The organism is Nonomuraea sp. SBT364, assembly GCF_001083785.1.
In the GTDB taxonomy this organism is placed as follows: Bacteria; Actinomycetota; Actinomycetes; order Streptosporangiales; family Streptosporangiaceae; genus Nonomuraea.
Map to the genome: position 1 here is coordinate 18712 of NZ_LAVL01000036.1, position 21012 is coordinate 39723.

Below are 21012 nucleotides of genomic sequence, written 5' to 3' on the forward strand. Positions count from 1 at the left end.
GGGGCCGCGTCAGATGCCGTCGCGCTCGATCGGGCAGGTCATGCAGTGCGCGCCGCCCCGGCCCTTGCCGAGCTCGAACCCCTCGATCTCGATGACCTCGACCCCGTGCTCGCGCAGCTTGCGGTTGGTGAACTGGTTCTTGTGGTAGCCGATCACCACGCCGGGCGCGAGTGCGAAGAAGTTGTTGCCGGAGTCCCACTGCTCGCGGGCCATCTGGTAGTCGTCGCCGCCGGTCGGGATGATCTCCAGCTCGCTCAGCCCGAGCGCCTCCTGCAGCGCGCCGGTGAAGGTGGCGTCGCGGTGCACGTCCAGCGTGCCGTCCTTGTCGCCGGGGCGCAGTGAGTAGGAGGTGGCGTTCTGCAGGAACGGCGGGTAGGCGGTGGCCTTGCCGACGTCCAGGAACGTGAAGACGGTGTCCAGGTGCATGTACGAGCGGCTCTTCGGGATGTCGACCGCGATCACGCGCTCGGCCGCCCCCGCGGCGAACAGCGACAGCGCGATGTGCTCGATGGTGCGCACGTTGGTGCGCTCGCTGATGCCGATGGCCACCGCGCCGTGGCCGATCGGCATCATGTCGCCGCCCTCCATGGCCGCGTTGCCGTACGACTCCTCGTTGAAGCGCTCGTCCTCGCCCGCGAACGGGTACCAGAACGAGAAGTCCTCGTGGGCGAACATCGGGTGGTGATGGTAGACGGTGGACTGGTTCATCGTCTCCAGCAGGCGGGCGTGCCAGAACATCGGGTTCAGCGACACCCCGCCGTAGAGCCAGGCCGACGGGTCGCGCTGGTAGAGCGAGTTCGGCAGCGGCGGCAGGACGAACTCCCGGGGGTCGGCCGACGCCGCGACGAGCGAACGGTCGTCCAGGTCGGCGTGCCCGCCGATGCCGAACTCCTCCTTGGTCAGGCCGCCGATCAGGTGGGTGGCCAGCTTGTCGCCGTTCCACCCGGACAGCGTCTCCCTGACCGTGTCGACCAGGGCGGGGCCGACGGTCAGGTGGGTGACAGCCTGCTCGACGGCGTGCTGCTTGGCCTCGAACGAGGCGTCGAGCGCCTCGGCGAGGAGCTGGTGGTGGTAGAACACCTCGACGCCGCGCTCGCGCATCACCGCGACGAACGTGTCGTGCTCCTTCTGCGCCTGCTCGACCCAGAGGATGTCGTCGAACAGCAGCCTGTCGTTGTTGGCGGGGGTGAGCCGTTTGAGGCTGAGCTCGGGGCGATGCACGATCACCTTGCGCAGCGTGCCGACCTCGGAATGGACACCCAGCATCTTCCGGTCCCCCCATCGCTACAAAGCCAGGTGATTCCGCACGGCCCCGCCCGCCAACCCGAACATGCCGAACCTTTGCCGGATTTATCCGGCAGGAAAGGAGGGTGACGCGGTCCTAGGGTGGGCTCATGGATCTCGACAGCGCGCTCTGGGACGCCGAGCCGGGCTGGCTCAACACCGCCTCCTACGGCTTGCCGCCACGCCGGGCGTTCGAGGAGTTGCAGGCCGTGCTGGCCGAGTGGCGGCACGGCAGCGGCGACTGGAAACCCTGGGACGCCGCCGTCGGCCGGTCTCGCGCCGCGTTCGCCCGGCTGGTCGGCGCCCCGCCCGAGGACGTGTCCATCAGCTCGACCGTCTCGCAGATCATGTCCACGGTGGCCACCGCGCTGCCGCCGGACGCCGAGGTGCTCGTGCCGGAGACCGAGTTCACCAGCAATTTGTTCCCGTGGGCGGTGGCCGCCCGGGTCACGACCGTCCCGGCCGACCGGCTGGCCGACGCCGTCACCTCCTCGACCGCCGCGGTGGCGTTCAGCCTGGTGCAGTCCGCGACCGGCGAGGTCGCGCCGCTGGCCGACATCGTCGCCGCCGCCCGTGACCACGACGCGCTCGTCATCGCCGACGGCTCCCAGGCGTGCGGCTGGCTGCCGGTCGGCGTGACCGGCGTCGACGCGCTGGCCTGCGCCGCGTACAAGTGGCTGATGGCGCCGCGCGGCGCCGCGTTCGGCTACCTGTCGCCGCGGCTGCGCGATCGCATGCGCCCGCTGGCCGCCAACTGGTACGCCGGGGCGGACGAGGGCGGCTCCTACTACGGGCCGCCGCTGCGGCTGGCGGGCGACGCGCGCGCGTTCGACCTGTCGCCCGCCTGGTTCTGCTTCGTGGGCGCGGCGCCGGCCATCGAGCTGCTCGATGAGATCGGCGTCGAGCGCGTCCGCGAGCACGACGTGGCGCTCGCCAACCGCTTCCGGGCGGGCCTCGGCCTCGAACCGTACGACAGCGCCATCGTCGCCGTCGACGCGCCCGGCGAGCGGCTCGCGGCGGCCGGCATCCGTGCGGCGGTGCGGGCCGGGAGGGTGCGCGCCAGCTTCCACGCCTACAACACGACCGCCGACGTGGACCGCGCGCTGGAGGCGCTCGGCACCCCCATAACACCGCGATAGGGGGTCATTTGGGACGACCACTTCTTGCATGCGGCCTCGTACGGTGGCGACACCCCCCGTAATACGAGGAGAGTCACATGCTCCCCAGAAAGACCCTGACAGCGGGCCTGGCCTTAGGGATCACCCTGGTGGTCGTCCCCGCCGTCGCCTACACCGCACACAGCGCCACCGCGGACGACCTCACCCCCTACGCCGCGGCGCAGGCGCGGGCGGCCGTCAACGAACCACCTCCCGGCCTGATCGACGCACTCAGTGACGACCTCGGCATCAGCGCGCAGCAGGCCGAGACCCGGCTGGTCAACGAGGCCGCCGCGGCCTCCGTCGAACCCGGCGTCCGCGCCGGGCTCGGCGCCTCCTACGGCGGCGTCTGGCTCACCGGACCCACCGCCACCATGATCGTCGCCACCACCGACCAGGCGCAGGTCCCCGCCATCCGGAAGACCGGCGTCGAGGCCCGCGTGGTCGGCCGCTCCCTCCAGCAGCTCGACCAGATCAAGGCCACCCTCGACCAGGCCGCCGCCAAGGCGCCCAGAACCGCGCCCGTCTGGTACGTGGACGTCGTCAACAACGACGTGGTCGTCCTGTCGTCCTCCCCCGCCAGGGCGCGCGCCTGGGTGAAGGCCAGCGGGGCGGACGCGTCCGCCGTCCGGGTCGTCCGCTCCGACGAGCGGCCCCAGACCTACTACGACGTACGCGGCGGCGACGCGTACTACATCGGCAGCGGCTCCCGCTGCTCCGTCGGGTTCTCGGTGACCAAGCCCGGCTCGCAGGGCGGCTTCGTCACCGCCGGCCACTGCGGCACCACCGGCGCGACCACGACCGGGCACAACCGCGTCAACCAGGGCGTATTCCGCGGCTCCTCCTTCCCGGGCAACGACTACGCCTGGGTCGAGGTCAACACGCAGTGGACGCCGACCGGCGTGGTCAACGCCTACGGCCGGGGCATCCAGCCGATCCGCGGCTCCCAGGTAGCCCAGGTGGGCGCCTCGATCTGCCGGTCCGGCTCGACCACCCAGACCCACTGCGGGCAGGTCAGCCAGCTCAACACCAGCGTCACCTACCCGCAGGGCACCGTCTCCCAGGTGACCAGGACGAGCGTCTGCGCCGAACCGGGCGACTCGGGCGGCTCGTTCTACTCCGGTGACCAGGCCCAGGGCGTGACCTCGGGCGGCTCGGGCAACTGCAGCTCGGGCGGCACCACGTACTTCCAGCCGGTCAACGAGATCCTCCAGGTGTACGGCCTCACGCTGGCGGGCTCCGGTGGAGGTCCGAGCCCGACGGGGTCGCCGACCGGCGGCCCGACCGACCCGCCCGGCGGCACCTGGGCGGCCGGCACCACGTACGCGACGGGCTCCACGGTGACGTACGGCGGCGCCACGTACCGGTGCCTCCAGGGCCACACCGCGCAGGTGGGCTGGGAGCCGCCGGTCGTGCCCGCCCTCTGGCAGCGCGTCTGAACCCCTTCTGATCAGGGCCCGGACCGGGACGCTCCCTCCCCCGGCCCGGGCCCGCGGAATTGTCGGTGCCGGCCGGTACTTTCCGATCATCCCCCCGACGATGGAGGTTGGTCGATGTACCGACAGGGAGACATCCTGATCGTGCCGGTGCCCGAGGAGACCGCGCCGCGCGTCGTCCGCCCCGAGCCCCGCGACGCCCGCGGGCGCCTCGTGCTGGCCTACGGCGAGGCCACCGGGCACTGCCACGCGATCCCGGGTCCCGGCACGCTGTCGGGGGGCTTCCTGCACCTGCCGGATGGCGGCCGCCTGGTGCACGAGGAGCACGACGCGATCTCCCTGCCCAAGGGCTGCTACCGGGTGGTCCGCCAGCGCGAGTACGTGCCGGGCTCCTTCCGGGTGGTGGCCGACTGATGAGCGTGCACACGGAGGAGCGGGCGGCGTGGGACCGGGCGGCGTTCGCCACCGGCCGGGGCGACGACGTCGAGGGAGCCGTCCGGCAGGCCTACCGGGAAGCGGGCCTGCCGGACCCCGAGCACGTGATCACGGTGGCCTCGCCGCTCGCCGGAGCGCGGGCGGCCGCCCGGCCCACAGCCGGCGCCGCCCGGCGCGAGCAGCCCCCCTCCGGAAGCGAGGCCACCCGCGTCGAAGCGGCGCCCGAAGGCCCGCCGATCGGCGTCGTGGCGGCGCCCGATGGGCTGCCGGTCGGCGTCGTGGCGGGGCGGTCGGTGCGGCACGAGGTGCGGACCTTGCCGTGGGAGCGGGCCAGGGCCGTGCTCTCGGCGGAGCTGGGCCCGGCCGGCTGGGCGGCCCGGTGGACCGAGACCGGTGGCCGGCTCTGGCCGCAGGTGAGCCGGCTGGTCGCCGACGTGCGCCGGGCCGTCGCCGACGCCGGGGGCGACGAGCTGCGCCGTGTCACGCTCGACGCGGTCCTCGGCCAGCATGACGCGCCCTGGCTGTCGGCCTTCGACGCCCCCGGCGGGCGGCCCGACGCCCACGACGACGAGCCGTGGCTGTCGGCGCTGGGCGGGCTCAAGCGGGTCGCCGGGTGCGCGGGCTGGTGGTGGCCGTACGAGCGGGTGGCGATCGTCAGCGCCCGTCCCACGGAGCTGCACCTCGACGAGCTGGGCAGGCTGCACGCGGCGGGCGGTCCCGCGCTGGCGTATTCCGACGGGTTCGCCCTGCACGCCTGGCACGGCATGCCGGTGCCCGCCGACTTCACGATGACCGACCTCACCCCGCGCCGCATCCGCGAGGAGGCCAACGCCGAGCTGCGCCGCGTCATGCTGGAGCACTTCGGCCTCGACCGCTACCTGGCCGAGTCGGGGGCGCGGCCGGAGCATTCGGACGAGACGGGCGTCCTGTGGCGGATCGAGCTGCCCGACGACGAGCCGATCGCCATGGTGGAGGTGGTCAACTCCACGCCGGAGCCCGACGGCACCCGCCGCACCTACTTCCTGCGGGTGCCGCCGTGGGTGCGGCGGGCGCGCGAGGGCGTCGCCTGGACGTTCGGCGTGAGCGAGGACGACTACCGGCCGGCGCGCGAGACCTGAGGCCAGGCCGCCGGCACCCGTTCCAGCACCCCGTCGCCGAACACCTCGTACAACCCGAGCGGCTCCAGGTGCACGTAGCCGATGTGGCAGTCGCAGGAGGCGGCCGGGCAGGCGCGCGGCCGCAGCTCCGGCGCGTAGCTGCCGTCGTAGAGGTTGCCCAGCGGCTCCGCGATGAAGTGGCAGCGCCGCACGTCGCCGTCGCCGTTCACGGACACGACGCTGTCGCCGGTGCGGCACGGCAGGCCCCGGCTGGCGTGCGGGAAGCGGCTGTGGTGGAAGAGCGGGTCGACGGCCGCCCAGTCGGCGGCCTCGGCGTCGGTGTAGAGGCGCCCTTCTTCGGCGTTCACCCACAGATACGTCTCGGGCGGCAGGTCGGCGCGCAGCCGCCGGGCGTCGGCCAGGTGCGCCGGATCGCCCACGACGCCGACGCTGTGCCGCACGGTCAGCGACCGGATCTTGTCCAGGAAGCGGTCGTAGGGCACCTGCGTGGGGTGGTAGGTGACCCAGAGCGCGGCCCGGTCGGAGGCGTCGGCGAGCCAGCCGGTGCGGCAGCTCAGGTTGGTCTGGATGGCGACCCGGCGGACGTTCGGCAGCCACGACAGCTCCACGAGCGCCCGTCGGTACCAGGATCTGACCAGCCCTTCGCCCCACGGCGTGAACAGGATGGCGATCTCGAAGTCCTGCCCGGCCACCCAGGCGGCGAACCGCTCCAGCGCGGCCCGGTCGGCGCGCAACTGCTCAGGCGTGTCGCGCCGCTTGGCGAACGGGCAGTACGCGCAGTCGTAGTCGCAGCTCGCCAGCGGCCCCCGATACAGGATCGTCAGCATGCGGCGTACCCGTCCATGAGCGCCCTGACCCGCGGCGAGAACAACGCGGGCCCGATCGCGTCGGAACGGGCCAGCCCTTCGGGCGTCAGCCTGACCGTCTCCGGCTCCACCACCAGCCACTGCCGGAACCGGTCCAGCGGGAAGTCGTCGAGCACGTCGGCGCCGAACCGCTCCCGGTAGAGCCCGCGCGCCAGCCCGCCGGCCTGCAGCAGCGACTGGATCAGGTGCCGCCGCGCGCGCTCGTCCGGCGACAGCGCGAAGCCCACGTTGGCGGCGCCGAAGTCGTCGCGGCCCACGTAGTCGTCGATGATCGCGCGCACCTGCCGGGCGCCCACCGCGTACTCGAAGGAGTAGTGCAGTTCGCTCGTGTAGGAGCGGGCGCCGCAGCCCAGGCCCACCATGCCGTCGGTCTGGCAGCAGTATTCGGTGGCGTTCGCGGTGCCGGGCAGCCGGAACATCCGCATCGACACCTGCTCGTAGCCGGCGTCGGCGAGCCGGTCGCGGCCGATCCGGTAGAGCTCCAGCCGCTGGTCGTCCCAGGCCCGCCCCTGCTTGCCGAGCCCGGTCAGCGGCCGGACGTACAGGGGGTAGAGGTAGATCTCCTCGGGCTTCCAGGTGAGCGCGGTCTCCAGCGAGTACAGCCACGATGCGGGGGTCTGGCCGTCGATGCCGTAGATGAGGTCGACGTTGAGCACGGGGACGGCGCAGGCGCGGATGGCGTCGAGCGCCGCCTCGACCTCGGCGCGCTTCTGCGGCCGGACGGCGGCACGCGCCTCGGCGGCGACGAAGCTCTGCACGCCGATGGAGATCCGCGTGGTGCCGCGCTCGGCCAGCACGGCGAGCCGGTCGGGGGTGGCGGTGGCGGGCGAGGTCTCGACCGACAGCGGGATCGCGCCCAGGTCGACCGCCATGGCCCGCTCGGTCAGGTCGAAGAGCCTGGTCAGCTCGCGGGCGCTGAGGTAGGTGGGGGTGCCGCCGCCGAACGCGGCCGTGCTGAACGCGGTCTCCGCCAGCGCGTCCGAGGTCTGCGCGGCCTGGCGGCCGAGGGCGTCGAGGTAGGCGGTGACCAGGTCCTCGGGGGCGCCGGTGCGGGTGAACAGGTTGCAGAAGCCGCACCGCATCTCGCAGAACGGGATGTGCACGTACAGGGCGCCGGGCCGTTCCCCGGCCCAGACGTCGGTCAGGGCGGGCCGGGGGTCGAGCGGGCGGTAGGCGGTCTTGTGCGGATACGCGTAGACGTATCCCTCATACGGGCGCATGTGGCTCCAGGATGAACTGCGTGTACGGGACGGTCCACACGACCTCGTGGCCGATCCGGTGGCCGACGTGGCCGTCCTCGCCGTACGCCGTGCCGTGGTCGGAGCAGACGATCACCAGCGTGGGACGGGGCATGAGGTCGTAGAGCCGGCCGATGTGCCGGTCCACGTACGTCAGCGCGGCGGCGTGGGTGTCGCGCGAATCGGTGGTCGCGCCGGGCAGGTAGAAGTGGTTCGGCTGGTGCAGGGCGGACACGTTGAGGAACAGGAACACCCTGGTCTTGATATTTCGCAGTATTTCGTCCACGCGGTCGATCTGATTCTCCAGCGACCGCGGGTCCGTCACCCCGAACTCCGGCTCCCAGTGGCTCTCCGCGAACAGCCCCGGCAGCGCCGACCCGAGCGGCGTCCGCTTGTTGAAGAAGCCCACGCCCCCGACGCACACCGTGTGGTAGCCGGCCCGCGCCAGCCCGGCGGGCAGGTCCGGCGCGTCGAACACCCAGGTGCCGTCCGCCGTGGTCTCGCTGCCCGGGAACGTGGCCGCGAACAGCCGGGGATGCGGCCCCGGCGTCACCGGCGTGGGCAGGAACCCGGCGAAGATCGCCGCGTGCGAGGCGTAGGTGAAGCTCCCCGGGCTGTGCCGCCGCTCCCACCGCGCCCCCCGCGGCAGCAGGTCGGGCAGCCGCCCGGCCCGCGCCAGTTCGTCGGCCACGTCGTAGCGCAGGGTGTCGAGCGTGATCAGCAGGATGTCGTGGCTGCCCACGATCTCACGCATGTCCATCGAGCACCGCCCTGACCTGCTCCGCATACGTATCCCGGTTATTTCCTGACAAATCACCCAGCCCGGGCAGCAGGTCCCCGAACGCGTTGACCTCCGCCACCGCCACCGACCGCCAGTCCGTCCCCACCATCACGTCGACCCCCGTGCCGAGGCTCCCCGGGAAGCACGCCGCCGCCCGCGCGCACGTCGCGAGCACCCGCTCCCACAGCTCCGCCCGAGCCCGCACCATCTCCAGGTCGCCGCGCTCGCCGCCGAGGTGCAGGTTCGTCATCGGCCCGCGCCCGACCCGCACCACCGCGTGCGTCGGCTCCCCCGACACGGTCACCACCCGCAGGTCGAACGCCCGCCCGCGCACCGACGCCTTCGGGAACCACCGCTCCACGTGCAGCCCGTCGGGCGCCAGGAAGTCGACCAGGCGCCGAACGTCCGCCTCGTCCTCGTACGTCCGCAGCCGCAGCGAATTGAGATACGCCTCCCCCGTCCAGGCAGCGGAGGTGACCGCCTTGACCCGCCCGGCGTGCTCCTGGAACGCGATCACGCCCGACGCCGACGACCCGTGGGCGGGCTTGACGAACACCCGCTTCCACCCCCGCCCGGCCATCAGGTCCCGCAGCTCCTCGTACGACCCGGCGGCGAAGCCCGGCGGCACCGCCACCCCGGCCTCCTCCAGCACCGCGTGGCAGCGCCGCTTGTCGAACAGCACGCCGATCTCCGCCACGTCGCCGAGCAGCCTGACCCCGGGGATCGCCGCCACCCTCGCCAGGCCGGCCGTGAACCCCGCGTACCAGGTGGCGCCCCCGCCCACCCGCGCCGGCTCGCCGGGCCCGCGCAGCAGCGCGTCCACCTCGCCGTCCTCGCCCGGCGAGTCGATCCGCAGCAGCGCCCCCTCGGGCGCGCTCAGTTCCTTCCCGGCCAGCACGTCCCGCCACGGGATCACGTACGGCTCCGGCAGGCCCCTGGCGGCCACGGCCGCGCCGAACATCGTCACCCGCCGGTCGCCGGGCGTGCCGACGACCGCGAACCGCACGCTCACTCGCCCACCGCCACGAACCGCCACTCGTCCTCCTGCTTGGCGAGCTGCGGATCCGACAGGTCCACGGCCACCCCGGGCAGCGCCTGCCGCACCCGCGCGGCCATCGCCTCGCTCAGGAAGTGGTAGCCCAGGTCGAGCGCGCGCAGATGCGTCAGCGGCTGCCCGCCGAGCAGCGCCTCCGCTCCCACGTCGGTGAGCACCCCCATGCCCAGCGCCAGCGACTCCAGCCGCGCCACGACGGGCGCCGAGGCGACGGCGGCGGCGATCTCGTCCTGGATCTCGCTGTCCTGCAGCCCCAGGTGGCGCAGCGCGGGCAGCCGCTCGCCCGACAGGACGCCGCCGAGGTCGGCGACCGTGGCGTCACCGCCGTAGTACGACTCGCCCAGCCACAGCTCCAGGTGCTCCAGCGCGGGCAGGTCCGCGCCGGACAGGGCCCTGACGACCTCGGCCGGCAACCCGCCGGACTCGAAGCGCAGCATGGTCAGGCCCTCGTGCCGGACCGGCCGCAGTGTCAGCCCGCTCGCACCGCGTACGTCGAGGCGCCGCAGCCGGGGGAAGGCCGTCAGCAGCGGGGTGATGTCCGCGTGGGTGATCCAGGAGATCTCGGCCACCTCGGGCTCGGCGTTGCCCAGGAACACCGACCTCAGGTGAGGGAGCTCGGCGGCCCGCGCGGCCAGTGCCTCCGGCGCGCCCGCCGCGCCGGTGCCGGCGATCACGACGGACCGGATGTGCTCGCCGCCGACGTCGGCGAGCAGGCGGTCCAGCTCGTCGGCGGCGTGCGACTCCTCGCCGTCCTGGTCGAACAGCTCCCAGGCGGCCCGCGCGGGGTCGTCCGCCCGGTCGCCGGCCTCCACGATCGGCAGCCCGTCGAACTCCACGCTCACTCGCTGACCGCGACGTAGGTCCAGCCCCGCTCGGACCACTCCGAGCCGGACAGGTCCAGCTCGACGCCGGGCAGGGCGGCGGCGAGACGCGTGGTCATCGCCTCGGTCATGAAGTGGTGGTGCAGGTCGAGCTTGCGCAGGTGGGTGAGCGGCTGACCGCTCAGCAGCGCCTCGGCCCCGGCGTCCCGCAGCACCCCCATGGACAGGGCCAGCGATCCGAGCCGCGCCACGACGGGCGCCGAGGCGACGGCGGCGGCGATCTCGTCCTGGATCTCGCTGTCCTGCAACCCCAGATGGCGCAGGGCCGGAAGGTGTTCACCGGACAGGATGGCGGCGAGGTCGGCCACCGTGGCGTCCCCGCCGTACTCGGACACGCCCAGCCACAGCTCCAGGTGCTCCAGCGCGGGCAGGTCCGACGCCGCCACGGCCCTGACCACGGCCGACGGCAGCCCGCCGGTCTCGAACCGCAGCATCCGCAGCGCCTCGTGCCGCACCGGCGACAGCGCCAGCCCCGCACCGCCGCGCACGTCGAAGCGCTCCAGCCGGGGGTACGCCTTCAGCAGCGGCGTGACGTCCGACTGCTGGATCCAGGAGATCTCCGCCTCCTCCACGACGACCGCGCCGAAGAACAGCGAGCGCAGTGCCGGCAGCCGCGCCGCCTCCGCGACCAGCCGCTCGACGAGGTGCGACGAGTCGTCGTCCGTGCAGTCCTCCCACGCGCCGATCACCAGGGCGGTCACCCGCTCGGTGTCGACGCTCGCGAAGAACCGGTCCAGGAGCTCGCCGATCGCGTAGGGCCCCTCGTCCCACTCGCTCGTGCCGAGCCGCCAGGCCACCTCCCCCGGCTCCGGCAGCGCGTCGTCCTCGCCGAAGAAGCGCGCGACCGGCAGCCCGGCGTACGTCTTGGAGTAGTCGTGCACATAGTCCATGTCACTCGTCCACCGCTACGTAGATCCAGTCCTCGTCGATCTCCTCCTGCTCCGACAGGTCGACCCGGACCCCGGGCAGCGCCTCGGCGACCCGCTCGGTCATCTCGTCGGACAGGTAGTGATGGTGCAGGTCGAGCGCGGTCAGGTGGGTCAGCGGCTGGCCGCTGATCAGCGCCTCGGCGCCGGTGTCGGTGAGCGCGCCCATGGACAGGGCCAGCGATCCGAGCCGCGCCACGACGGGCGCCGAGGCGACGGCGGCGGCGATCTCGTCCTGGATCTCGCTGTCCTGGAGCCCGAGGTGGCGCAGCGCGGGCAGCCGCTCGCCCGACAGGATGGCGGCGAGGTCGGCCACAGTGGCGTCCCCGCCGTACTCGGACACGCCCAGCCACAGCTCCAGGTGCTCCAGCGCGGGCAGGTCCGACGCCGCCACGGCCCTGACCACGGCCGACGGCAGCCCGCCGGTCTCGAACCGCAGGATCCGCAGCGCCTCGTGCCGCACCGGCGACAGCGCCAGCCCGGTGCCGCCCCGCACCTCGAACCGCTCCAGCTTCGGGAACGCCTCCAGCAGCGGTGTCACGTCGGACTGCTGGATCCAGGAGATCTCCGCCTCCTGCGAGGCGATCGCGCCCAGGAACAGCGCGCGCAACGCGGTCAGCCGGGGCGCGTGCGCGACCAGCCGCTCGACGAGGGCCGCCGAGCTCGTGTCGTAGCAGTCTTCCCAGGCCCCGATGACCAGCGCCGTCACGCGGGCGGGGTCGACGGACCCGACGAACGCGTCGATCACCTCGACGATCTTGTCAGGCCCGTCGCTCCACCCGTTCGCCATGAGCCGCCAGGCCACCTCACCCTTCGGCGGAGTCTGGCCCTCCGACGGCGGGTGGGCGACGGGCAGCCCGGCGTACGTTTCCGAATAGGGCAACTGATAGCCGAAATGCTGGTCGTACTCGATCATGGGCAGGACATCCTCGAACGGGGGGATTCGCGGGTCCTGTCCTACCAGATCGAGCCGACAATCACCGCTCTCTGTAGTCGGCCGCCACGCCGATCAGCGAGATGAGCCCCGAGGCGAACTCCATCGCCTCCTCGTGCCCCTCGCTGAACGGCGGCTGGAAGCCGACGCCCTCCCAACGCTGGGTTTCGGCGTTCCACAGGTCGCTGCCGACCTCGAAGTCCCAGCCGTAGATGCCGAAGTCGTACCAGAGCTCGTCGGCCGAGTTGCCGGAGGCCGAGTAGAGCACGTCGGTGACCGGGCCGGTCTGCTGCGGCCAGGTGACGGTGCCGCGCTCGGCGGCGATGGCCTCCTCGATGGTGCGGGCCGAGCGCAGGAAGTACGCCTCCTCCTGGGCCGTCGGGCGGGGCAGGGTGACACGGCCGTCGAGCTTGTAGGCACCGGGCGGCCACATGAAATAGCCGCCGTAGCTGTGCACGTTCATCGCGAACTTGATGTTGCGATACTTCTGCGCGAGCCAGATGACGTTGCGGCTCTCCGGCTCGGAGTGCTCGCCGGGCCCCGCGTAGGTGCCGCTCTGGCAGTTGGCGGAGGCGCCGAAGTAACCGTCGTGCAGCGAGCCGACCGCGTAGTTGCGGTTGACGTCCACGCCCCAGGTGTTGCGCAGCGCCGGGTCGGACTGCTGGGCGGGGCAGTGGTTGGTCATGTTCTTACGCTGGGAGTTGAAGTCGTAGAAGCTGTAGTTGGCGCCGTCGGGGTTGACCGTCGGCACGATGAACACCTCGGTGCGCTGGAGCAGCTTGCGGGTGGCGGGGTCGTGCGCGTAGTTGCGCAGCAGGCGCTCGGCGGCCTCGATGGTGACCAGCGGCGTCACCCACTCCCTGGCGTGTTCCTGGGCGTAGGCGAGGACGCCGGTGCGCGAGCCGTCGCGGTGCGCGCCGATGCGCAGCGCCAGCACCTTGGCGGGCTCGCGGGAGATGTCGGCGGGCGCCTTGAGGAAGTCGCTGAGCTGGGTGAGCGGCACGGGTGCCAGTACCCCGGCGCCCGGGTCGGCCCGGTACGTCGAGGCGCGCAGCCCGGGGGTGGCGTCGAGCGCGGCCGCCACCTGGGCGGCGGTGCTGCTGATCGCGCCGGAGCCGTCGGTGGCCAGGCTGACGGTGATCCGCTTGCCGTCGACGCGCACGCCGAGCGCGCGGTCCGGCGCTCCCGGGTCGACGAGCTCGACGGCCAGGTCGTTGCCGCCTTCGTGCCCGTACGCCCGGGAGGTGACCACGACGGCGGCGCCGGGGACGGTGCCGAGCACGGCCTGGGCGTGCCGCCGGTAGCCGTTGGTCAGGTGCGGCAGCTCGACGAGGTCGGTGAGCCGGGGGAAGCTGCGGTGCAGGGCCTTGATGCGCTCGTTGAGCTGCGCCGGCGGCATGTACTGGGTGACGAAGTCCTTCTGGTAGCGGTGCCCGGTGCGGTCGGGGCGCTCGCCGTCGGGCCACTCCCTGACGCGCGCCTGCGCCGTGCCGCCGGTCGCGGACGTGACGGTGACCCGGTCGGGCCGGGTCCCCACCGGGGCCGGGGTGGCGAACTGGTGGCCCAGGTAGGCGCCCGCGTCGAGGTAGGGGGCCATGGCGACCTGGCCGGTGGCGCCGCGCCTGCCCTTCCACGTGGCGGTGAGCGTGGCCGCGCCGCCGGCGCTGCTGGACGCCTCCACCGACAGGAAGTAGCCGTCGCGGGACTTGAACCAGACCGCCCGCTCGATGACGAGCTGGTCCCGTGCGGTCGCGGTGGTCGCCGGCGCCGGGGCGGGCGTGCCGGTGGCCAGGGTCGCGCCGAGCGGCCTGAGCGCGGCGAGCTGGCTCGCCGTCACCACCGCGTCGACCTGGATGCTGCCGTCGGCCTGGGGCCGCACCCGTTCGGTGAGGTCGGCGCCGGCGGCCACCAGTCGCTCCATCGCCGCCCGGTCCGGGACGGAGAGGGTGACCAGCGAGACCGGCTCGGGGTCGGTGGGCCCGGCCACCGCCGGGATGGACGGTTCGGCCGTCACGAACGTGGTGAGAACGACGGTCAGGACAACTGCGGCTGCCCGAAAGCCTCGCATCGGCTCCTCCTGGATCACCCGTATGGAGATCATTGAAAGCCGACCGGGGCGAACCGGCAAGACCCCACGCCCTCTTGCGACCCTCCTCGAAGCTGCGGAAGGATCTCCCAATCAACCCCCCGCCCTTTGGAGCACCGTCGTGGACTCACAGGAGAGCATCGGCCGGTTCGGCTACCGCCAGGAGTTACGCCGCGGGGTCGGTCTGACCGATCTGGTGTTCTACGGCCTGATCTTCATGGTGCCGATCGCCCCCTTCGCGATTTTCGGTCTCGTCTACGAGCGTTCGGGCGGCATGCCGGTCCTGGCGTATCTCGTCGGCATGATCGCGCTGCTGTTCACGGCCGCCTCGTACGCGCAGATGGTCAGGGCGTTCCCGCTGTCCGGTTCGGTCTACAACTACGCGGGGCGGGGGATCGCCGCGCCGGTCGGGTTCATGACGGGCTGGGCGATCCTGCTCGACTACCTGCTCGTGCCGAGCCTGCTCTACCTGATCGCGTCCATCGCCATGAACGCCAGCATTCCGCAGGTGCCGGTGTGGGCGTGGCTGCTCGTCTTCGTCGCGATCAACACGGTGATCAACCTGCGCGGCATCCGCATGACGATCAAGCTCACCAAGGTGATGATCGTCGCCGAGCTGGCGGTGCTGGCGCTCTTCCTGCTGGCCGGGCTGTGGGCGCTGCTGAACGGGGCGGGACGCGGGTTCAGCCTGTCGCCGCTGTTCAACCCGGACACCTTCTCCTGGCCGATCATGTTCGCGGCGGTGTCCGTGGCCGTGCTGTCGTTCCTCGGCTTCGACGGGATCAGCATGCTGGTCGAGGAGTCGACCGGCGGCTCGGAGCAGGTGGGCCGGGCCATGCGGCTGGCGCTGATCCTGGCGGGCGTGCTGTTCGTCACCCAGGTGTGGGTGGCCGCCCTGCTGGCGCCCGAACCGCTGAACTCCAGCACCGCCTTCTACGACGCCGCCGCCGTGGCCGGGGGCGAGTGGCTGCGGCACCTCACCACCACCGCCACCGCGATCTCCTGGGGCGTGGCCAACACGCTGGTCGCCCAGGTCGCCGTCTCGCGGCTGCTGTACGCGATGGCGCGCGACCGGCAGCTCCCGGCGTTCCTGGGGCGGATCTCGGTGCGCAACTCGGTGCCCGCCAACGCGATCCTGCTCGTGTCGGCGCTGTCGGTCGGGATCGGGCTGTGGATGTCGTCCATCGACGGCGGCGCCGACCTGCTCGCCAGCCTGATCAACATGGGCGCGCTGGTCGCCTTCGTCGTCCTGCACGTCTCCGTGATCGTGCACTACACGGTCCGCCTGAAATCGGCCAACCGCTGGGCGCACCTGGTCGCGCCACTCGTCGGGATGGCGATCCTGATCTTCGTGGTGATCAACGCCAACATCCTCGCCCAGGTGGTGGGCCTGGCCTGGCTCGGCGTCGGCGCGATCGTGCTGGCCGTCCTGTACGCCGCCGGGCGCCGGCCCACGCTGCGCGACGCCGCCAAGGAGCCGGCGTGACCGGGCAGCGGCTCCACCACGACCTGTTCCTCATCGCGCACGACAAGTCCGGCAAGCCACTGGCCCACCGGTCCGCGACGTCCCTGGCGCTGGCCGGGGCGGTGCTGATCGACCTGGTGCTCGCCGGGCGCGTGAGCCTCACCGGCGGCCCGGCCGTCGTCGTCGGCCGTTCCGCCACCGGCGACGCGGTGACCGACGGGCTCCTGACCCTGATCGCCGGTGACCGCCTCGGCCACGACGCGCCGTACTGGATCAGGACCCTGGCGGAGCAGGACGTGCACGACCGCACCCGCGAGGCGCTGGTCGCCGCCGGCCTCCTGGTGCCGGTGACCCGCCGCCGCCTGGGCATGCTGCCCTACCTCCGCCACGAGCCCGCCGACATCGCCCTCCTGGTACGGGCCTCCGCCGGGGTGCGGTCGGCGGCCGAGGGCCGCAAGAGCCCCGACGCGCGCAGCGCCGCGCTGTGCGGCCTGATGGCGGTGCTGCAGATCGAGAGGGCGCTCTACCTCGGCCTGCCGTCGCTCAACGAACGGCTGCGCGCCCTCGCCACCGGGCACTCGCCCCTGGTCAAGGAGCTCATCGGCATGGTCGACACGCTCGTCGGAGAGGCGGCCGTCGCCGTCTACCGGTGACCGGTCGCGGCTCTCGGGGCGGGCCGGGTGATACTGGCCGCAGGACCCGATCCATGGGAGGCACCGGTGCTCTACCTCTTCGGCTTCGAGCAGATCGGCGTGGCCGTCAGCGACCTCTACTTCGTCGACCCGGATCCCGGCGCGGGACAGGAGGGGGCGGAACGCGGCGTCCGCCTGGAGGTCCGCCGGCTGGAGCCGGGCGAGCTGAAAGGCACCATCTACTCGGCCCGGCCGATCACCGTCGACCGTCCGCTGTGGCGGGTGGACCTGCTGGAGTCCGTCGACGGCCCGCCCGGCAGCTTCGACCGCACCCACCACCACCCGGGCACCTCCGGGTGGGAGCCGGGCGAGCGGGTGTTCGACGAGGCGCTGTCGGGCGAGCCGCTGAAGTGGCTCGGCGAACGGCTGGCCGATCCGGAACTGGCCGGGCTCGGCCCCGACCTGGTCGGCCCGGCGGACGCGGCGAGCCTGCGCGAACGCGTCCCGGAGATCATCGACACGGTCGCGCGCCTGCTCGCCGAGGTCCGCGAGGGCCGGCTCGCCCAGCCACCCGCCGGCGGCCCGGCCACCAGCGTCCGGGCGAGCTGGCTGTAGGTGTCAACGGCCGCCCCCGTGGTAGCCCTCCCTTGTACGGCAACCGACACGGGGAGACACCATGGCCGGACTCCTGACGGACGAGGAGATCGACACCGCGCTGGCGGCTCTGGAGGGCTGGCGCCGCGAGGGCACGGCGCTGACCAGGGACATCCCGATCACGCCTGACAACTTCGACTGGCTGCGCGAGGCGGTGACGAACGAGGCGGACGCCCTGGACCACCATCCGGAGATCGAACGCACCGGCTCCGGCATCCGTTTCCGCCTGTCGACGCACAGCGCGGGCGGGGTGACCGCCAAGGACGTCGAGCTGGCCGCGCACATCGACCAGGTGGTCGACGGCGCGGCCCGCGACCGGGGCTGAGAGGCACGCGGGCTGTCAGCCGAGCATGGACTCGATGGCCTGCACGGCGGCGGCCCGGTGCCCGGCCAGCAGCGCGACGGCCCCCTCGGCGTCGCGGCGGCGCAGCAGGTCGAGCGTGGCCCGGTGCTCCTCGATGACCCGCTGCCTGTTGTGCTCCTCGGCGTAGTAGACCGAGCGGTAGGCATCGGTCGAATCCCACAATGTCCTGATCAGCCTGACCAGCCGGGGCAGCCCCGCGCACTCGAAGATCGCCATGTGGAAGCGCCGGTTGGCCTCGGCCATGGCCAGCACGTCGGCCGCCTCCGCGGCCCGTTCGACCTCGGCCTGGGCCGTCTCGGCCGCCGCCAGCCCGGCGTCGGTGAGCCGCCCGACCGCGCGCCGGACCGCCTCGGCCTCCAGCAGGTCGCGGATGAGGTAGACCTCGCGCAGGTCGTCGAGCGAGAGCTGCTCGACGAAGTAGCCCCGGTGCGCCCGGTGGCCGACCAGCCCCTCGCCCTGGAGGGTCTTCAGCGCCTCGCGCAGCGGGACGCGGCTCACGTCGAGCTCGCCGGCCAGCACCTCCTGCCTGATCGGCTCGCCCGGCCGCAGGCGACCGGTGGTGATGGCCCGCCTGAGCTCCTCAAGGACGAACTGCTGAGCCGTGGGCGGGCGGCGAGAGGTCATTTCCCCAATATCCCACGGACCCACTGCTCGTCCCGGCCCAGTTCGGGCGGGTCGAGTCGGTAGGCGGGCGGCGTCACGTCCAGCCCGATCGGGTTGGCCACCTGCCCGCCGGCCAGCGGCTCCAGCCCCAGGTCCGCGGCGAGCGCGAAGGCGGCGGCCAGGTCGTTGATCGGCCCGCACGGCACCCCGGCCGGCGTCAGCGCGGCGAACCAGGCGTCGGCGCCACGCGTGCCGAGCGTCGCGTTCAGCTCGGCGACCAGTTCCTCGCGGTGGGCCACCCGCCCGCCGTTCGTGCCGAACCGCGCGTCGTCCGCCAGGTCGGCCCGCTCCAGCACCCCGCACAGCGCCCGGAACTGCCGGTCGTTGCCCGCCGCGATGACGATCGGCCGGTCGGCCGCCCGGAACACCTCGTACGGCACGATGCTCGGATGCCGGTTGCCCATGGCCTCCGGCACCACCCCGGCGGCGGCGTACGCGGAGGCGTGGTTGGTCAGCGCGGACAGCAGCGACGACAGCAACGACACCGTCACCCGCTGCCCCTGCCCGGTGCCGTCACGATGCCGGAGCGCGGCCAGCACGCCGAGCGCCGCGTGCAGCCCGGTGATCACGTCGACCAGTGCCACGCCCGCCTTCGTGCCCGGCCCCTCCGGCTCGCCCGTGACGCTCATCAGGCCACCGACGGCCTGTGCGATCAGGTCGTACCCGGGCAGTCCGGCGCCCTTGCCCGTGCCGAACCCGGTCACCGAGCAGTAGACCAGCCCCGGATTGAGCGCGCGCAGCGTGTCGTAGCCGAGTCCGAGCCGGTCCATGGTGCCGGGTCTGAAGTTCTCCACGAGCACGTCGGCCCGCGCGGCCAGCGCCCTGGCCACCTCCAGGTCGCCGGGGTCGCGCAGGTCGAGGGCGATGGAGCGCTTGTTGCGGTTGACGGCCAGGTAGTAGGTCGCCACCCCGTCTGCGTCGTGCGGCGGCCCCCACGAACGGGTGTCGTCGCCGCCGCCCGGCCGCTCCACCTTGACCACGTCCGCGCCGAGGTCGGCGAGCAGCATCGTGGCGTACGGGCCGGCCAGCACCCGGCTGAAGTCGGCCACCAGCAGCCCGTCCAGCGCTCCGGTCACAGGGGTGTCCATGGCCAATGCCCTCCAAGCTATGACATATTTGGATTTTGGATCCAAAATACAGGAAGGGCTTCGCCGTGCATCCCTCGACGCTGTTCGCCATCGACGGCCTCCTCACCGACGAGGAGCGCGACATCCGCCGTGCCGTGCGCCAGGTCTGCGACAAGGAGATCCGGCCGCACGTCGCCGGCTGGTTCGAGACGGGCGAACTGCCCGCCCGCGAGCTCGCCCGCACGCTCGGCTCGGTCGGCGTCCTCGGCATGCACCTCGACGGCTACGGCTGCGCCGGGCTGGGCGCCGTCTCCTACGGCCTGGCCTGCCTGGAGCTGGAGGCGGCCGACTCGGGCCTGCGCAGCCTGGTGTCGGTGCAGGGCTCGCTGGCCATGTACGCGATCTGGAAGTACGGCAGCGAGGAGCAGAAACGCGAATGGCTGCCCCCGATGGCGGCCGGGGAGCGCATCGGCTGCTTCGGCCTCACCGAGCCCGACTTCGGCTCCGACCCGGGCGGCATGCGGACCACCGCCAGGCGCGACGGCTCCGACTGGGTGCTGAACGGCACCAAGATGTGGATCACCAACGGCTCCGTGGCCGACGTCGCCGTCGTGTGGGCCAGGACCGACGAGGGCGTGCGGGGCTTCCTGGTCCCGGCGGGCGCCCCCGGCTTCACCGCCCACGACCTGAAGCGGAAGGTGTCGCTGCGTGCCAGCGTGACGAGCGAGCTGGTGCTCGACGGCGTCCGGCTGCCCGCCGAGGCGATGCTGCCGGGCGCGCGGGGCCTGTCGGGGCCGCTCGGCTGCCTGAACGAGGCCCGCTTCGGCATCGTCTTCGGCGCGATGGGGGCGGCGCTCGACTGCCTGGAGACGGCCCTGGACTACGCCGCCTCCCGCGAGGTGTTCGCCCGCCCGCTCGCCTCCTACCAGCTCACCCAGGAGAAGCTCGCCGACATGGCCCTGGAGCTGGGCAAGGGCATGCTGCTCGCGCTCCACCTCGGCCGGCTCAAGGAGGCCGGCACGATCACCCCCGAGCAGGTGAGCGCCGGCAAGCTCAACAACGTCCGCGAGGCCCTGGACATCGCCAGAACCTGCCGCACCATCCTCGGCGCCAGCGGCATCACCCTGGAGTACCCGGTGATCAGGCACGCGGTCAACCTGGAGTCGGTGCTCACCTACGAGGGCACCTCGGAGATCCACACCCTGGTCCTCGGCAAGGCCCTCACCGGCCTCCCGGCCTTCCACTAGCTCCGATGCGCCTCGCCTGCCGGACCCTTGCCCGCCGTTTCCGGCGGGCGTAGCTTGACTGTGGAGCCGTCGGATTTCGTCCACCCGGAAGCGACACGAAGTGCCCAGAATAAAGAGCGTCCTCGTGGACATCGGCGGCGTCCTCACATCCGACCCATGGCAGGCCATCGTCCTGACCCCTCGGCTGGGTCTGGCCGATCGCCTGGGGCTGGACCGCGCGACCGCCGCCTCAGCCGGCGATGCCCTATGGCCGCAGTTCTCGCTGTCCACGCGCCGGGAAGGCGACTACTGGGTCGAGTTCGAAGCGGCCGTCGGCACCCCGGTTCCTGGCGACCTCGTCGACGCCGCCGAAAAGGAAGCGCTCAAGGTCAACCAAGACTCCGCAGCCCTCTTCGAGCTCCTTGTACGATTCGATATCGAGTGGGGCTTCATCAGCGACAACACCGCGTTCTGGTATCCGAAGCAGTTGCGGCTGCTCGGGCTGGAAGACCATGCGGACGCGCGCCTCGACTTCCTGTCCCACCTGCGCGGCGTCTCCAAGTCGAGCCCCGGCGCGGGCCTGTTCGAGCTGGCAGCCGACGAGGTGGACCCCAACACCACTCTGGTGATCGACGACCGGGCGCACAATCTCGCACGGGCGGCCTCCCTGGGCTTCGAGACCCTCCATCATTCGATGGACGGAGAGGAGCCCTTCCACCGAAGCATGAGACCCCACCTGGAGTAG

General features: G+C 72.5%; 21 protein-coding genes. 10 read left to right on the top strand and 11 right to left on the bottom strand.

Features of this window, described 5'->3' with window-relative positions; genetic code table 11:
- Positions 1 to 9: 9 nt before the first annotated feature.
- Positions 10 to 1266 (bottom strand): arginine deiminase, encoded by a 1257-nt coding sequence (locus ADY59_RS18380; RefSeq protein ID WP_049563715.1) that lies wholly within the window; start codon positions 1264 to 1266, stop codon positions 10 to 12.
- Positions 1267 to 1394: 128 nt separating this feature from the next.
- Here ADY59_RS18380 and ADY59_RS18385 point away from each other — a divergent pair, with 128 nt between their 5' ends.
- The 4 genes from ADY59_RS18385 (at position 1395) to ADY59_RS18400 (ending at position 5430) form a co-directional block, all read left to right on the top strand.
- Positions 1395 to 2423: an aminotransferase class V-fold PLP-dependent enzyme gene (locus ADY59_RS18385; RefSeq protein ID WP_049563717.1), complete on the top strand. Its 1029-nt coding sequence runs from the start codon at positions 1395 to 1397 to the stop codon at positions 2421 to 2423.
- Positions 2424 to 2500: 77 nt separating this feature from the next.
- Positions 2501 to 3880: an alpha-lytic protease prodomain-containing protein gene (locus ADY59_RS18390; protein ID WP_049563718.1), complete on the top strand. Its 1380-nt coding sequence runs from the start codon at positions 2501 to 2503 to the stop codon at positions 3878 to 3880.
- A gap of 114 nt (positions 3881 to 3994) precedes the next feature.
- Positions 3995 to 4291 (top strand): hypothetical protein, encoded by a 297-nt coding sequence (locus tag ADY59_RS18395; RefSeq protein ID WP_049563720.1) that lies wholly within the window; start codon positions 3995 to 3997, stop codon positions 4289 to 4291.
- Entirely contained in the window at positions 4291 to 5430 is a 1140-nt protein-coding gene (locus tag ADY59_RS18400; protein WP_049563722.1) for a DUF6745 domain-containing protein, read from the top strand. The genes ADY59_RS18395 and ADY59_RS18400 overlap by 1 nt, the downstream gene beginning before the upstream one ends.
- Here the strand turns inward: ADY59_RS18400 and ADY59_RS18405 are convergent.
- The 8 genes from ADY59_RS18405 to ADY59_RS18440 all read right to left on the bottom strand — a co-directional run bounded on the left by ADY59_RS18405 (position 5406) and on the right by ADY59_RS18440 (position 14178).
- Positions 5406 to 6257 carry an STM4011 family radical SAM protein gene (locus tag ADY59_RS18405; protein WP_049563724.1) on the bottom strand — a complete coding sequence of 284 codons (852 nt, stop codon included), beginning with the start codon at positions 6255 to 6257 and terminating at the stop codon, positions 5406 to 5408. The two genes, ADY59_RS18400 and ADY59_RS18405, sit on opposite strands and share 25 nt — an antisense overlap.
- On the bottom strand, positions 6251 to 7516 hold the full coding sequence (locus ADY59_RS18410) for an STM4012 family radical SAM protein (protein ID WP_049563726.1): 1266 nt from the start codon (positions 7514 to 7516) through the stop codon (positions 6251 to 6253). The genes ADY59_RS18405 and ADY59_RS18410 overlap by 7 nt, the downstream gene beginning before the upstream one ends.
- Complete coding sequence (locus ADY59_RS18415; RefSeq protein WP_082310207.1) at positions 7503 to 8288, bottom strand: STM4013/SEN3800 family hydrolase; 786 nt, start codon at positions 8286 to 8288, stop codon at positions 7503 to 7505. The genes ADY59_RS18410 and ADY59_RS18415 overlap by 14 nt, the downstream gene beginning before the upstream one ends.
- Positions 8281 to 9327 (bottom strand): STM4014 family protein, encoded by a 1047-nt coding sequence (locus ADY59_RS18420; RefSeq protein WP_331459490.1) that lies wholly within the window; start codon positions 9325 to 9327, stop codon positions 8281 to 8283. Before ADY59_RS18420 ends, ADY59_RS18415 begins: the two co-directional genes overlap by 8 nt.
- Positions 9324 to 10211: an STM4015 family protein gene (locus ADY59_RS18425; RefSeq protein ID WP_053174873.1), complete on the bottom strand. Its 888-nt coding sequence runs from the start codon at positions 10209 to 10211 to the stop codon at positions 9324 to 9326. The genes ADY59_RS18420 and ADY59_RS18425 overlap by 4 nt, the downstream gene beginning before the upstream one ends.
- On the bottom strand, positions 10208 to 11140 hold the full coding sequence (locus ADY59_RS18430) for an STM4015 family protein (protein WP_053174876.1): 933 nt from the start codon (positions 11138 to 11140) through the stop codon (positions 10208 to 10210). Before ADY59_RS18430 ends, ADY59_RS18425 begins: the two co-directional genes overlap by 4 nt.
- Before the next feature lies 1 nt (position 11141).
- Positions 11142 to 12092 (bottom strand): STM4015 family protein, encoded by a 951-nt coding sequence (locus ADY59_RS18435; protein ID WP_082310198.1) that lies wholly within the window; start codon positions 12090 to 12092, stop codon positions 11142 to 11144.
- 61 nt (positions 12093 to 12153) lie between these two features.
- Positions 12154 to 14178: a M14 family zinc carboxypeptidase gene (locus ADY59_RS18440; RefSeq protein WP_049563772.1), complete on the bottom strand. Its 2025-nt coding sequence runs from the start codon at positions 14176 to 14178 to the stop codon at positions 12154 to 12156.
- Between the two features lie 139 nt (positions 14179 to 14317).
- Here ADY59_RS18440 and ADY59_RS18445 point away from each other — a divergent pair, with 139 nt between their 5' ends.
- From ADY59_RS18445 to ADY59_RS18460, 4 genes are all read left to right on the top strand, one after another.
- Positions 14318 to 15682 carry an APC family permease gene (locus ADY59_RS18445; protein ID WP_049563729.1) on the top strand — a complete coding sequence of 455 codons (1365 nt, stop codon included), beginning with the start codon at positions 14318 to 14320 and terminating at the stop codon, positions 15680 to 15682.
- On the top strand, positions 15679 to 16314 hold the full coding sequence (locus ADY59_RS18450; protein ID WP_049563730.1) for a GOLPH3/VPS74 family protein: 636 nt from the start codon (positions 15679 to 15681) through the stop codon (positions 16312 to 16314). The genes ADY59_RS18445 and ADY59_RS18450 overlap by 4 nt, the downstream gene beginning before the upstream one ends.
- Positions 16315 to 16380: 66 nt before the next feature.
- Entirely contained in the window at positions 16381 to 16908 is a 528-nt protein-coding gene (locus ADY59_RS18455; RefSeq protein WP_049563731.1) for a hypothetical protein, read from the top strand.
- A 61-nt stretch (positions 16909 to 16969) separates the two neighbouring features.
- A complete protein-coding gene (locus ADY59_RS18460) occupies positions 16970 to 17272 on the top strand; it encodes a 4a-hydroxytetrahydrobiopterin dehydratase (RefSeq protein ID WP_049563732.1) in 303 nt (100 codons plus the stop codon).
- Positions 17273 to 17287: 15 nt separating this feature from the next.
- Here ADY59_RS18460 and ADY59_RS18465 read toward each other — a convergent pair whose 3' ends face one another.
- A complete protein-coding gene (locus tag ADY59_RS18465; RefSeq protein WP_049563733.1) occupies positions 17288 to 17935 on the bottom strand; it encodes a GntR family transcriptional regulator in 648 nt (215 codons plus the stop codon).
- Positions 17932 to 19062 (bottom strand): CaiB/BaiF CoA transferase family protein, encoded by a 1131-nt coding sequence (locus tag ADY59_RS18470; protein WP_156325578.1) that lies wholly within the window; start codon positions 19060 to 19062, stop codon positions 17932 to 17934. The genes ADY59_RS18465 and ADY59_RS18470 overlap by 4 nt, the downstream gene beginning before the upstream one ends.
- Positions 19063 to 19097: 35 nt before the next feature.
- Here ADY59_RS18470 and ADY59_RS18475 point away from each other — a divergent pair, with 35 nt between their 5' ends.
- Together ADY59_RS18475 and ADY59_RS18480 are read left to right on the top strand one after the other, a co-directional pair.
- Positions 19098 to 20288 carry an acyl-CoA dehydrogenase family protein gene (locus ADY59_RS18475; protein WP_231618771.1) on the top strand — a complete coding sequence of 397 codons (1191 nt, stop codon included), beginning with the start codon at positions 19098 to 19100 and terminating at the stop codon, positions 20286 to 20288.
- Between the two features lie 124 nt (positions 20289 to 20412).
- Positions 20413 to 21012, top strand: coding sequence for a hypothetical protein (locus ADY59_RS18480; protein WP_156325579.1), 600 nt, complete (start codon positions 20413 to 20415; stop codon positions 21010 to 21012).